At 68.3% G+C, this 11,891-nt stretch carries 7 protein-coding genes; 2 read left to right on the forward strand and 5 right to left on the reverse strand.

The window, feature by feature from the left end; genetic code table 11:
* Nucleotides 1–168: 168 nt before the first annotated feature.
* The 3 genes from mltG to ABWO17_RS13025 all read right to left on the reverse strand — a co-directional run bounded on the left by mltG (nt 169) and on the right by ABWO17_RS13025 (nt 7,003).
* On the reverse strand, nt 169–2,607 hold the full coding sequence (gene mltG / locus ABWO17_RS13015; RefSeq protein WP_353119202.1) for an endolytic transglycosylase MltG: 2,439 nt from the start codon (nt 2,605–2,607) through the stop codon (nt 169–171).
* A gap of 17 nt (nt 2,608–2,624) precedes the next feature.
* Nucleotides 2,625–3,053 (reverse strand): Holliday junction resolvase RuvX, encoded by a 429-nt coding sequence (gene ruvX, locus ABWO17_RS13020; protein ID WP_353119204.1) that lies wholly within the window; start codon nt 3,051–3,053, stop codon nt 2,625–2,627.
* Nucleotides 3,054–3,400: 347 nt separating this feature from the next.
* On the reverse strand, nt 3,401–7,003 hold the full coding sequence (locus ABWO17_RS13025) for an FAD-binding and (Fe-S)-binding domain-containing protein (protein WP_353119206.1): 3,603 nt from the start codon (nt 7,001–7,003) through the stop codon (nt 3,401–3,403).
* A 394-nt stretch (nt 7,004–7,397) separates the two neighbouring features.
* On the opposite strand from ABWO17_RS13025, the gene ABWO17_RS13030 reads away from it, so the two are divergent.
* Entirely contained in the window at nt 7,398–8,918 is a 1,521-nt protein-coding gene (locus ABWO17_RS13030) for an ATP-binding protein (RefSeq protein ID WP_353119208.1), read from the forward strand.
* A gap of 245 nt (nt 8,919–9,163) precedes the next feature.
* Here the strand turns inward: ABWO17_RS13030 and ABWO17_RS13035 are convergent, their stop codons facing one another.
* Nucleotides 9,164–9,493 carry a nuclear transport factor 2 family protein gene (locus ABWO17_RS13035; RefSeq protein WP_353119210.1) on the reverse strand — a complete coding sequence of 110 codons (330 nt, stop codon included), beginning with the start codon at nt 9,491–9,493 and terminating at the stop codon, nt 9,164–9,166.
* 166 nt (nt 9,494–9,659) lie between these two features.
* On the opposite strand from ABWO17_RS13035, the gene ABWO17_RS13040 reads away from it, so the two are divergent.
* The gene (locus ABWO17_RS13040) at nt 9,660–10,631 is read left to right on the forward strand and encodes a zinc-binding dehydrogenase (RefSeq protein WP_353119212.1); all 972 of its coding nucleotides are present in this window, start codon (nt 9,660–9,662) and stop codon (nt 10,629–10,631) included.
* A 116-nt stretch (nt 10,632–10,747) separates the two neighbouring features.
* On the opposite strand, the gene ABWO17_RS13045 is transcribed toward ABWO17_RS13040, so the two are convergent.
* Nucleotides 10,748–11,833, reverse strand: coding sequence for a helix-turn-helix transcriptional regulator (locus ABWO17_RS13045; RefSeq protein ID WP_353119214.1), 1,086 nt, complete (start codon nt 11,831–11,833; stop codon nt 10,748–10,750).
* Between the last annotated feature and the right edge of the window lie 58 nt (nt 11,834–11,891).

Here is an 11,891-nt window from a genome sequence, read left to right on the forward strand (position 1 = left end):
GTGCGGCGAACGGGCGGCGGTAGCACAACAATGCAGAACGGGCGCTTTCCGGAGGGTTTCCGGAAGGCGCCCGTTGCGTTGGTGGTATTGGTCGCGCTGTTGGCGGCATGCGCCGTGCCGACTGGCGGAGTGGCTGTGCCGCTCGTTGGAATGGGCCGGAGCTGCGCGTTACGGTGCGGTCGGGGCACCGGCGGAGGGCGTTTCCGCGCCTGTCGGGGCCGCCGAGGGGGAAGTCCCTGCCGGATTGGCGGGGGTGGGCGGAGCTTGCGTGGTGCTGCCGGAGGTTTCGTTGGCTGCGGGATCTTTCGCGGCATCCGCCGGACTGCCTGCCGTGTCCGCTCCTGTCTGGAGGGATTGGGGAGGTTGGGCGGGTTGGGTGGGCCGGGCCGCCTCGCGCGGGGCGGTGGGGGCGCGCACACCGGCGTTGACCGGCGTGGTGGCGTTGCCTTTTGTGGTGGAGCTGGCCCCCGTGGCGTCCGTGGTGCCGTTTCCGGCGGGCGTGGACGTGCGCGGCTGGGGCGTCGGGGCCGGTTTGGCGGCATCCGCTCCCGGCGCGTCCGGCGTGGTGCCCCCGGCGGTTGCCGCGCCGGGCTCGGCGACCTTGTCCCCGGCAGCGGAGGCTGCGGCCTTGCCTTGAACCTCCGGGGCCTTGGCCCTGGACTCGGTGGGGGGCGCCGTATTGGTTGCCGCTGCGGCGTTTTGCGGCGCGGGAGCGGCGTCGTCCGTGGGAGACGGGGTGTCCGTGGTACTCACGGGGGGCGCGGAAGTGGCGGGCGTGCCCTGTGTGCCCTGTGTGGCAGTCTGGTCGGTCCCCCTGGCGCGTCCGGCGCGCTGGAAGCGGTTCACGGCGCGGTTGTGTTCGTCCAGCGTGGCACTGAACTGGTGCGAGCCGTCATTGCGCGACACGAAGTAGAAATAGCCGTGTTTTTCCGGCGTGGTGGCCGCGCGCAGCGATTCCATCCCCGGCGAGCAGATGGGGCCGGGGGGCAGGCCGGGGCGGCGGTAGGTGTTGTACGGGTTGGCGGCGTCTTGCAGGTGCGGGCGGCGCAGGTTGCCGTCGAAGGTATCGCCCAGCCCGTAGATGGTGGTGGGGTCCGCCTGCAACAACATGCCGGTGCGCAACCGGTTGGCGTACACCCCGGCCACGCGGCCCCGTTCCGAGGGCTGGCCGGTTTCCTTTTCCACGATGGAGGCCAGGGTGACCAGCCGCCGCAGCTCGTCGCGGCTGGGGCGGCCATCGGGCCAGACCTGCGCGGCGCGCCGCCAGAAGGTGTCCACCATCCGCCCGGCCACGGCGCGGGCCGCTTCGCGGTCGGGTACCGGCGGCTTCTTGATCAGGTAGGTATCGGGAAACAGGAAGCCTTCCGCCGTGTCGAAGGGGATGCCCCAGTGGCGCAGGAAGGCCGGGTCGGTGATCACCGCGCGGAAGTCCTCCACGGTGACGAAGCCCTCGACCTCCAGCAGACGGGCGGTTTCCCACCAGGTCAGTCCTTCGCGCAGGGTGATGCGCGACAGCACCGGCTGCCCGTTCACCAGTTGGTCCAGCACGCGGAAGGGCGGCCAGTTACTGTGTACCAGAAAACGACCGGCCTTCAGCGAACCTTCCCAGCCGTGGTAGTGGGCCAGCAGCTTGAAGCGCCAGTCGCTGGTCACCGCGCCCTTGTCCACCAGTTGCCTTGTCACCCTGTCGAAGGTGGCGCCGGGCTCCACGTCCACGTAGACGTCCGCACCGGGGGACGCAGCCGGAGTGTGCAGGAAGCGCCAGGCGTCGTACCCCGCATAACCGCAGGCCAGAAGGACCAGCAACACCAGCGCGGCCAGTACGCGCAACAGGATGCGCACCACCGGGCGGCCCGGTGCCGGGGGGGCGGCGGGCGGTGTGGTGGGGGGGGAGGCGGACGCTTCCGGAGTGGGGGGCACGGATGCAGTCGGTGTGGATGATGGTGGGGCGGGCACGGGGGCTGCCGGGGTGGATGCAGGTGACTCGGGCGCGGGCGCCTCTGCTGCTGTGGCGGATTGTGCCAGGGGCGTTTTCGCTGATGTCGCGGTGGCCGTGTCGCCGGATGCCGGGGCAGCGGCGGTGCCGGTCGCGTCAGCAGGGACAGCGGGGACAACAGGAACGGCGGCGATGGTGGCCGTCGCGGCTTCTGGCGTATCGGATGGTGGGGCGGGTTGCGCGTCCGTGGAGTCCGCAGCCTTCGAGGGCGTCGTGTCTTCAGGGGCTGATGTCGCAGGGGTGGGCGCTAGCGTGTCCGCTGTTTCGTCCGCCAGCGCCGTGGGGGCGGCGGTTGTGTCTGCGGCAGCCCTACCGTCCGTGACCTCCGGCGCGCCTGCCCCGTCAGGCGTGCCGGGCGTGCCGGAAACATCCGGCGTTGCGGGCGCGGCTGTACTTGCATCAGGGGCAGTCTGCTGCGCGGTGTCGGCGGCGCTGCCATCGTCGGGCTTGCGTTCGCCCTCCGGCTGTTGCGGAGTGGCGGTAGCGGTGGCCGCGTCAGGCGCGTCAATAGCCACATCGGGGGCCACGGGCTGCGGGCCCTGCTCCTGTGCGGATGGCTGTGCGGGAGTCTGGGGGGAAATTTCCGGGGATGCTTTGGGGGTATCGCTCATGCGGTGATGCTGTCCGGTCAGGCGGGGGTCCGCCGGGATTCGGGCTGGTTGAGGAACGATTGCAGGATGCGCACGGCCGCCTGCTGGTCCACCACGGCCTCCAGCGCCCTGCCGGAAAGCCCGGCGTCGCGCAGGTCGTCCTCGGCCTCGTAGGAGCTCAGGAACTCTTCCATGAGGTAGACGGGCAGGGTGGTGCGGCGCTTCAGCCGTTCCACGAAGTTGCGCACCTGCCGGGTGGTCAGGGTGTCCGTGCCGTCGTGCAGCAGGGGCAGCCCCACCACGTAGGCCTCGGCGCGTTCTTCCTCGGCCACGGCCAGCAGCTCGGCAAAAAACCGGTCGCGGGTGGTCATGACGATGGTGCGGCGCGGAAAGGCCATGCTGCCGCCCGAGTCGCTGGCCGCAACGCCGGTGCGCCTGGTTCCGTAGTCTATGCCAAGGTACTTCATGGGTGGCCGGATGCTACGCCAGCGGGGGCGGCTGGGCAAGCCGTGGAGTGGTGACGGTTTTGCCGTGCGGTCGGTGGTGTCCAGGAAAAGGCGCATCCGTTGCAACGGATGCGCCTTTTATTCTTGTTTCATTGGGTACGCGGGACTCACGCGTCATGGATTTTTGTTCTCTGGCAAGGAAGATGTGCCTTTTGCGGAGGGAGCGTACTCTGGTCGTACGTGACCGTAGCAAAAGGCAGCATCTGACGCGTTGCTCTCGATGGCCGTATGGCTCGCAAGCTCGCCTGACGGCCACGCTTCGCGCCCTTCGGGTCGGTCAGCCAGAGGGCAAAAGGCCATGACGCGCTCTACAGCGAGCTGTCGTCCACCACCCGCACCCCGCCCTCATCCTTGGCCTGATCGGCGGCCTTGCGCAGCAGCTTGCGCCAGTCCGCGCCCTTGGCCAGTTCCGCCAGCCATTCCAGGGTGTGCAGCACGGGGCGCTTGTCCTTCAGGGCCATCATGGTGCGTTTGATGCCCACCTTGCACGAGGGGCAGCCCACGATGACGGGCGCGCCGTCGGCGTAGGTCATGAAGTCCGCCTCAAGGCGCATGCGCTTGCGGGCGCGCAGCTTGTTGTAGATGGCGGGCGAGGTCATGGCGCCCATGCCCGATTCGCCGCAGCAGCCGGGGTTGACGCGGATTTTCGCGCCGGTGAAGGCGGCCACGGCCTGGGCATAGATGTTGGCGGCCTTGCCCTTGTGCACGCCCACCCATTCCGCGTGGCACGAGGGATGGTAGAGCACCTCGGTTCCGGCGGCGGGCTTTTCCGCACCCGTAAGGGCGTCGGCAGGCAGCCGTTCCAGCAGGAACTGCACCATGTCCTTGTGGTGCATGGCCGGGGCAGTGCCCTGCGCGCCCAGCAGTTCGTGGCGCTGGATGCCGTCGCGGCACGAGCCGCAGGCGGTGATGACGTGGGTGACGGAAAGCCCCGCCGCGCGGGCCTTGTCCAGCGCGGCCCTGATGGCCTGCACGTTGAGGTCGCGGTTGGCGGCAAAGGCGTTGTCGGCCCCGGCGGACAGCAGCGGATAGCCGCAGCACAGGTGCTGTTCCGGCATGACCACGGCCACGCCGGATTTCAGCATCAGCATCAGCCCGGCCAGCCCGATGTTGCGGTAGAACAGCCCGCCCCCGCAGCCGGGGAAGTAGAACACCGCCTCCACGGGTTCGCCGGTGGCCGCCGCGCGCTGTTTGGCGCTGGCGGGCACGAAGATGCCGCCCTTGCCGAGGTGCAGGGTTTCCGCAAGGTTCTTGTAGCCCACTTCCGGGCCGGGACCGGCGAACAGCGGGCTTTCGAAGCGTTCGCGCCACCCGGCGGGCACAAGGCCCACGAAGCGGTTCTGAAAGCGCTGGCCCATGGACGCGGCCTTGGCCGCGCGCGGCACGCGCGATGCCGGATCGGCGGACAGCCATTCCAGCACCTTGCGCTTGATGGGGTGACCGCCCGCGTTTTCCGATTCCAGAAAGGCGCGCATGGCCAGGGCCACGCCGGACGAGTCGATCTTCACCGGGCAGACCGAGGTGCAGCGGCCACAGCCGGTGCAGTGCTCCATCATGGTGCGCAGTTCGCCCAGCAGGAAGGGGTCGGGCCGGCCCTTGTTGACCTGCGAATAGTACACCGCCTCCACCAGCGCGCCGAGGGCGATGTTCTTGTTGCGCGGGTGGTATTGCAGCGACTGTTCCGGGTAGAACATGGGGCAGACCTGCTTGCACTTGCCGCAGCGGGTACAGATCTGCACGTTGGCCAAGAGCGCGATCAGCCGTTCCTTGTCGGGCAGGCCGCTCTGGCGGATGTCCTCGATGAGCCGGTTGAACGAGAAGGTGAACGGGCGCACCGGCAGTTCGCGCTGGGTCAGCTTGGCCGGGTTCAGCACGTTGCGCGGGTCCACGCGCTCCTTGAAGGCGCGCAGGGCGTCCATCTTCTCCTTGCGCAGGAAGGCGATCTTGGTGATGCCGATGCCGTGCTCGCCGGAAACCTCGCCGCCCACTTCCTGGGCCTTCGCCATGACGCGGTGGGCCACCTGCTCGGCATTGTGCAGCATGACCGGGTCGTTGGAGTTGACCGGTATGTTGACGTGACAGTTGCCGTCGCCCGCGTGCATGTGGCTGGCCACCTCGATGCGGGTGGCCTGCATGTGGTCCTTGATGCGCTCTATCTTGCGGGCCAGGTTGGCGTGCACGTTGCCAAGTTCGCCCAGAAAGACCACGGCGCGGATCTGCATTTCCTCGTCCGAGATGTCCTTGGCCGAAACCTCGCCCTTGGCCACCTTGGAGGCGTAGGTGAACTCGCGGTTGAATTCCCTGTCGTCCAGCGGCATGCCCGCCAGGCGCCCCACCTCTTGCAGGGCAGAGCGGTAGGCGGTGGCCGCGCATTCCAGGTTCACCTGCTCCAGAAAATCGGCGAACTCGGGCACCCCGTCGATGGGGATGACCACGTCCTCGTTGATCTTGAAGCCGGAGGTGCGGCGGGCGATGGCGGACAGCTTGTGGCGGTCCTCCCAGAAGACTTCGGCTTCCTTTTCGTCGCGCGCGGCAAAGATGTCCGCCCCGTCGTAGGGGTTCACGATGTCCAGAATCTGGTGCACGGCGCGGTCCAGGTGGAACTCGTCGTCACCATCCAGTTGCACGATGAGCACCGAAATGGGGTCGCCCTCGTACTCCGTGGACTTCTTCTTGTATTCTATGGCCTTGACGTACTTGGAGTTGAACTCCTCCAGGGCCGATATCTTCACGTGGTCGCCTTCGCGGCGGATGGTGTCGCGGTAGCCCACCACGTCCTTGATGACCTGCATGGCGCTGTTCATGGAGCGCCCGAAGAATTCCAGCACCAGCACGCGCGAGTGGACCGGCTTCTTGTGCAGCACGAAGCAGGCCTCGACGATGATGCCGTCAACGCCTTCCTTCTGCATGCCGGGCAGGCCGCCCAGGGTCTTGTTGGTCACGTCCTTGCCAAGGCCAGGCAGGCGGATTTCGTCGCCGCGCAGGGCCACCACGTTGCGCACGCCGCCGCTCAGGTCGCGGATTTCGAAGGTGGCCGTCTCGGCGGGCATGATCTTGTGGCGCGGGTGATCCACCCGTGCCACGTCGATGATCTCGCCGGTGGGGGTGACCATGCGCCACGAGAGCAGGTTGTCGAGGGTGGTGCCGTATTCGAAGGCAAAGGGGCCGCCCGCGTTTTCCGCGATGTTGCCCCCGATGGACGAGGCCAGCTTGGAGGCCGGGTCTACGGTGAACAAGAGGCCCTTCTTGCCCGCAGCGACGATGGCGTCGTTGGTGATGACGCCCGCCTCGCAGCACAGTACCTTGTTCTGTTCGTCGATGCTGACGATGCGGGTGAGCCGGCCAAGGCTGAGGATGACCGTGCGCTTGCGGGCGGGCACGGCGCCGCCGGTCAGGCCGGAGCCGCCGCCGCGCGGGATGATGGCGAACTTCAGCTCGTTGGCCAGCTTGACCACCGCGCTGACCTGTTCGGCGGACGCGGGGCTGACCACCAGCATGGGCAGTTCCATGCGCAGGTCGGTGGCGTCGGTCGAGTTTTCCACCAGCGCGCCGGGGCGGGTGTCGATGCACTCGCGCGGCATGGCGGCGGCAAGGCGCTTCACCAGTTCGTCGCGGTAGGCCACCTCGGCCTCGTGCGCGCTCCAGAACATGGTGATGCCTTCGCCGATGCTGGTGGCGTAATGGTGGGCAAGTGCCGCCTTTTCGCCCTCGAAACGCGCGCGAACGCTCGCTTTCACCGTTTCCGCGTCGATGAACGGGTTGTACACGACGAGAAACAGTTCTTCCGCGATTTCGATGGCGAGATGACGTACGGATTCCGGCCAGTCCTCGAACTCGTCGAGGTTGATGCGCAGAATGCGGTTTACGACGAAATCTGCGGAGATGGAGATGTGCGGGCCTTTATGGGGCATGGGCGGGCTCTCTCTCGGGTTGCGGTGAGAGGAAGCCGCTGACTATAGGCGTGCGCGGCTCGGTTGGCAAGTTGAGTGAGCACACGATGTTTCGGCGGGGGGGGGACCGGAGCGGTCGGGAGCGGGCGAGGGTGTCATTCGGGCAGTCCTTCGGAAAAAAATATGTGCATCCCGATGGGTCTGGGCGGCTTATGGTCAGGGTGGTGATGCTATGTTCGCATGAGAAAACTCTCTTGCGTGACGCAGCATTGTATCTAGTTTGTGTGTGCGAACAGCTCTGTGGGACTGTGTAATGCCGAGCGCATTAACTGTAAGATCAATCAATTGATTGTAATTGACTCTTTTTCGGGTTTGGTGTGTAGCGTGGTGCATGCTCCCAGAAAGGAGGAACACCATGCCGCACGCACTGCCACGCGCCGATGTCATGGGACGCCTTGCCGCGGACAACCCGTGGTGGGCCGACGAGACCGCCCGCCCCTTCGCGGCGGACCTGCCGCAGCGAGACCACTTCGCGCCGTTTTTCGAACTGGCCGCCGACTGTGCCCTGCACCGGGCCGTGGTGCTGATGGGGCCGCGCCGGGTGGGCAAGACGGTGCTGCTGCACCAGGTGGTGGATACCCTGTTGCAGCAGGGGGCCGAACGCCGCCAGATCCTGTTCGCCACCCTGGACGCCCCGGCCTACACCGGCATGGACCTGGCCGACTTTGTGGAACTGGCCGCAGAAATGGCGGGACTGGACCCCAATCGCCCCGGCTGGGTCATCTTTGACGAAATCCAGTACATGGCCGACTGGGAGCGCGGGCTGGACACCCTGGCCGCCCGCTGGCCCGCGCTGCGCTGCACGGTATGCGGTTCCGCCGCGCCCGCCCTGCGCCGCATGGGCGATGCCGAGGCGGCGGGGCGCTTTGCGGTGTACATGCTGCCGCCGCTGTCCTTTGCCGAGTTCCTGCGCCTGTCCGGCGGGCAGCGCCGCGACATGAAGCAACTGTTCACGCCCGAGCGCATGGACGAACTGAACGAGTTGCTGGTGCGGTACATGAATTTTGGCGGCTACCCGGAAGCCGTGGTGTCCGAACGGGTGCGCGCGGACATGGCGCGCTTTCTGCGCAGCGAGATCATCGACAGGGTGCTGTGCAGCGACATGCCCGGCCTGTACGGCATCTCGGACGTGCAGGAACTGAACCGCCTGCTGGCCGTGCTGGCCCTGAACAGCGGGCGCGAGGTGACCCTGGAGGACCTGCGCGGCGAATCGGGCATCGCGGTGAACACCCTGAAGCGCTACCTCGACTATCTGGAAGCCGCCTTCCTGGTGGTGCGGCTGCGGCGCATCGACGATGCGGGCCGCCGCTTCCGGCGCGACCGCAGCTTCAAGGTGTACCTGGCCAACCCCTCCATGCGCACGGCGCTGTTCGCGCCCATCACCGGGCCGGACGACCCCGGCCTGCAACCGCTGCTGGAAACCGCCGTGGTGGGGCAGCTGCTGTGCAGCCCGGCCCTGTCCCGCAACACCTGCTACGCCCGCTGGGACGGCGGCGAGGTGGCGCTGGTGGGCCTGCACCCGGTGCACGGCAAGCCGGTGCTGGCCTTCGACATTCGCTGGAGCGACGAGGGCATCATCCCCGGCCAGAAGAACGGCAACGGTCGCTGCGGCGCGCCTGCGGAGCCTGCCGTGACCACCCGCGCCGCACGCAAGGCGGCGGGCAACGGCACCGGGGCGCAGTTGCGGCCCCTGTTCGAGTTTGCCCGGCGGCACAACGTGCGCAAGTCGTACGTGACCACCCGCACCACGTTTACCGTGGGCGTGCAGGGCACTACGGAATTTTCGTACCTGCCCGCGGGCATGCTGGCGTTTACCCTGTCCAGCCAGGCGGCGGAGCGGATATTTGCCAAGCTGGTGACGGCGGACAACCCCTAGACGCGCACGACCGGGCGGGAAGACATTCGGGAAAGGGACAGGCAAGAGCGGAGTACGGGTGCCCCCGCCGCCTCACGGTCACTGTGGGGCGGCGGCGGGACGAATGCACGAGTACGGGGCGGTGCGCCGGTGGTGGAGCTTCTGTGGGGAAGCGGCATCACAGGCGCACCGCCCGCTTTCGTGGGGGATCAACGCGGGTATCCGCGTGCGGTCCCCTTTTGCAGCCGTACGGAGTGGTTCGCCGACTATGCAGTGATCTCCAGCCGGGTGATCAGTCCGCCAGACAGCCGGAAGACAAAGCGCAGCACCACCGGGCTGCCGGGAAAGTTGCCGCTCACCGTGCCCATGACCCTGGTTTCGTCGGCGTAACTTTCCACGGACTGAGGTTCAATGCGCGGGTGGAACTGGGTGTAGGTTTCCTCCTCCCATTCCCGGATGGCCGCGTGGCCGTTCCGTTCACGCTGTTCGTCGATAACCAGCGCGTCGGGCGCGAAGTGGCGTACCATGGCCGCGCCGTCGTGGGCATTGGCCGCCGCGAAGTACCCCGCGATGGCGGGGGGCAGGTTCAGGGTCATGGGGTTCTCCTTGGTACGGGTGGGGCGGCGGGTGCCGCCATGCTTCCGGTATGCCCCCTGCCACTGACAGCCCTGCGTCAGCAGGCAGGGGGCTGTGGACAGGACGGTGTCAGCAGGGTGGGGCAGGGTGGGGGCGTTATCCACAACGTCAGCCCAGGAGTGCCCCATGTTTGCCGTGTACTGCGAACACCCCGACGACAGGAATCCACTGTCCGCGCTGCGCACGGGCGAAATGCCCGCCCCCGTCATCCCCGAAGGCTGGGTGCGCGTGCGTGTCAGCCATGCCAGCCTGAACCGGCACGACATCTTCACCCTGCGCGGCATCACCGGGCAGGATACCCCCATTCCCTTTCCCATGATTCTCGGCAACGACGCGGCGGGCACCCTCGACGACGGCACCCCCGTGGTGCTCTACCCGCTGCTGACCGATGACGGGCGCTCCGGCGACGAGACGCTGGACCCCGGCTGGCACGTGCTGAGCGAAAGGGTGCCGGGCACCATGGCCGAATATGTGGCCGTGCCCGCGCGCAATGCACTGCCCCTGCCCGAGGGCCTTTCGCCCCTGCATGCCTCGGTGCTGGGTACGGCGTGGCTTACGGCCTACCGCATGCTGTTCGTGCGCTCCGGGTTGCGGCCGGGCCAGACCATGCTGGTGCAGGGGGCCACCGGCGGGGTGGCCACGGCGCTCATCCAGATGGGGCGCACGGCGGGCATGGAGGTGTGGGCCACCAGCCGGGGCCGCGACGGCATGGCGCTGGCGCTGCGCCTTGGCGCGCACCGGGTGTTCGCCGATGGCGCGGACCTGCCCCGCCCGGCGGACGCCGTGTTCGACAGCGCGGGCGCGGCCACCTGGGCGCATTCGCTGCGCTGGGTGCGGCGCGGTGGCACCGTGGTGACCATGGGCGTGACCACCGGGCACGAGGTGCGCATGGACCTCTTGCCGGTCATCGTGAACCAGATTGCCATCCGGGGCACCATCATGGGCACCCGCGACGAGATGCTGGACCTGATCAACTTCGTGGTGCGGCACGGCATCGTGCCGGAGATAGGCCGGGTGCTGCCCATGGAACGGGCGGCGGAAGCCTTCGCGGACATGTGCGAAGGGCGGGTGCGCGGCAAGATCGTGCTGACGCGATAGACAGCACGGCGGGACGCGCGGGATATCTCGTTCCCCGGCACCTCGGGTGCGCCGAGCGGGTGGAGGCGGGGCGCCGCGGCGGTCACTCTGCCGCCCCCATGGGCTTCATGCTGTCGTCATGAATCGCCCGGCTTCTGCCGATGATGGCGCGCGGCGGCCTCTGCCCGTTCCGCCAGCATGGTGCGCAGGTGGGGCGGGGCCAGCACCGTGGCCAGCGGGCCGAAGGACAGCAGCCAGTGGGCCAGATGGTCCCAGTCCACGGCAGACAGGGTCAGGGTGATGGAGGAAGGGCCGTGCCCGGTGTGGCCGCTGTGCGCGCCATCCCCGTTTTCGGCAACGGATGCGCGGGGGACCGTGCCGCCCGCGTCCTCATCGGGCGCGCTGCCCCGTGCGCTGTCTTGTGCGCTATTCGGGTGATGTCCCGGCGCGTCGGCAACGCCCATCCACCATTCGCGCCACACGCGGTCCGCCGCATCGGGGTGGAAGCGCACCGTGGCCCGCAGTTCCGGGCGGGGCATGTGTTCGCGCACGTAGGCCCCCAGATTGAAATCCTCGCGCGGGGCAAGGTGTTGGTCCAGCACCACGGGGCGGTGCATGCGGTCGGTGCGGAAATCGCGCAGCGCCCCGCGCAGCCTGCACCACGCGATCAGGTGCCAGCGGCCCAGATAGCGCAGCAGTCCCAGCGGTTCCACCTCGCGCGGGGCGGCATGGGGCTTGCCGTGCCCCCGGTAGTCGAAACGCAGCGGCTGCCTGCGGGCCAGCGCCTTCTGGATCAGGGCAAGGTCTGCCCCGGGGGCGGATTCCGGGTCGGATGCCAGGGCGGTTGCGCCCATGGCCCGGCCAAGGCGCAGCAGGTCCTCGCGTCGGGCCGGGGGCAGCACGGTACGCACCTTCTGCAGGGCCGATTCCATGTGCGCGGACAGCGTGGGCGCGGCGGCCCGCTCCAGCAGCATGGCGCCGGTGGTCAGCGCCATGGCTTCGTCCTCGGTGAAGTTGACGGGGGGCAGCAGATAGCCACGCATGAGCGAATAGCCCACGCCTGCCTCGGCCAGCACCGGCACGCCCGCCTCGGCCAGGGCCTTCATGTCGCGGTAGATGGTGCGCAGGCTGAGGCCGAAGTGCCCGGCCATGTCGGCGGCGGTGGCGTAGCGGCGCGATTGCAGGAAAAGGATCAGCCCCAGCAGGCGGTCGGTCCGGTTCATGGCGTCTCCGGCGGGTGGGCCGTGGCGTGGGAGGGTTCCGACCGGTGGGCCGGTCGAT

It is taken from the genome of Nitratidesulfovibrio sp., assembly GCF_040373385.1.
Taxonomy (GTDB): Bacteria; Desulfobacterota; Desulfovibrionia; order Desulfovibrionales; family Desulfovibrionaceae; genus Cupidesulfovibrio.

What these genes read in the sequence shown, in the direction of transcription:
- ABWO17_RS13040 (WP_353119212.1), top strand. Translation starts at nt 9,660, where the DNA reads ATGTTTGCCGTGTACTGCGAACACCCCGACGACAGGAATCCACTGTCC.
- ABWO17_RS13035 (WP_353119210.1), bottom strand. Translation starts at nt 9,493, where the DNA reads ATGACCCTGAACCTGCCCCCCGCCATCGCGGGGTACTTCGCGGCGGCC.
- ABWO17_RS13045 (WP_353119214.1), bottom strand. Translation starts at nt 11,833, where the DNA reads ATGAACCGGACCGACCGCCTGCTGGGGCTGATCCTTTTCCTGCAATCG.
- ABWO17_RS13030 (WP_353119208.1), top strand. Translation starts at nt 7,398, where the DNA reads ATGCCGCACGCACTGCCACGCGCCGATGTCATGGGACGCCTTGCCGCG.
- mltG (WP_353119202.1), bottom strand. Translation starts at nt 2,607, where the DNA reads ATGAGCGATACCCCCAAAGCATCCCCGGAAATTTCCCCCCAGACTCCC.
- ruvX (WP_353119204.1), bottom strand. Translation starts at nt 3,053, where the DNA reads ATGAAGTACCTTGGCATAGACTACGGAACCAGGCGCACCGGCGTTGCG.
- ABWO17_RS13025 (WP_353119206.1), bottom strand. Translation starts at nt 7,003, where the DNA reads ATGCCCCATAAAGGCCCGCACATCTCCATCTCCGCAGATTTCGTCGTA.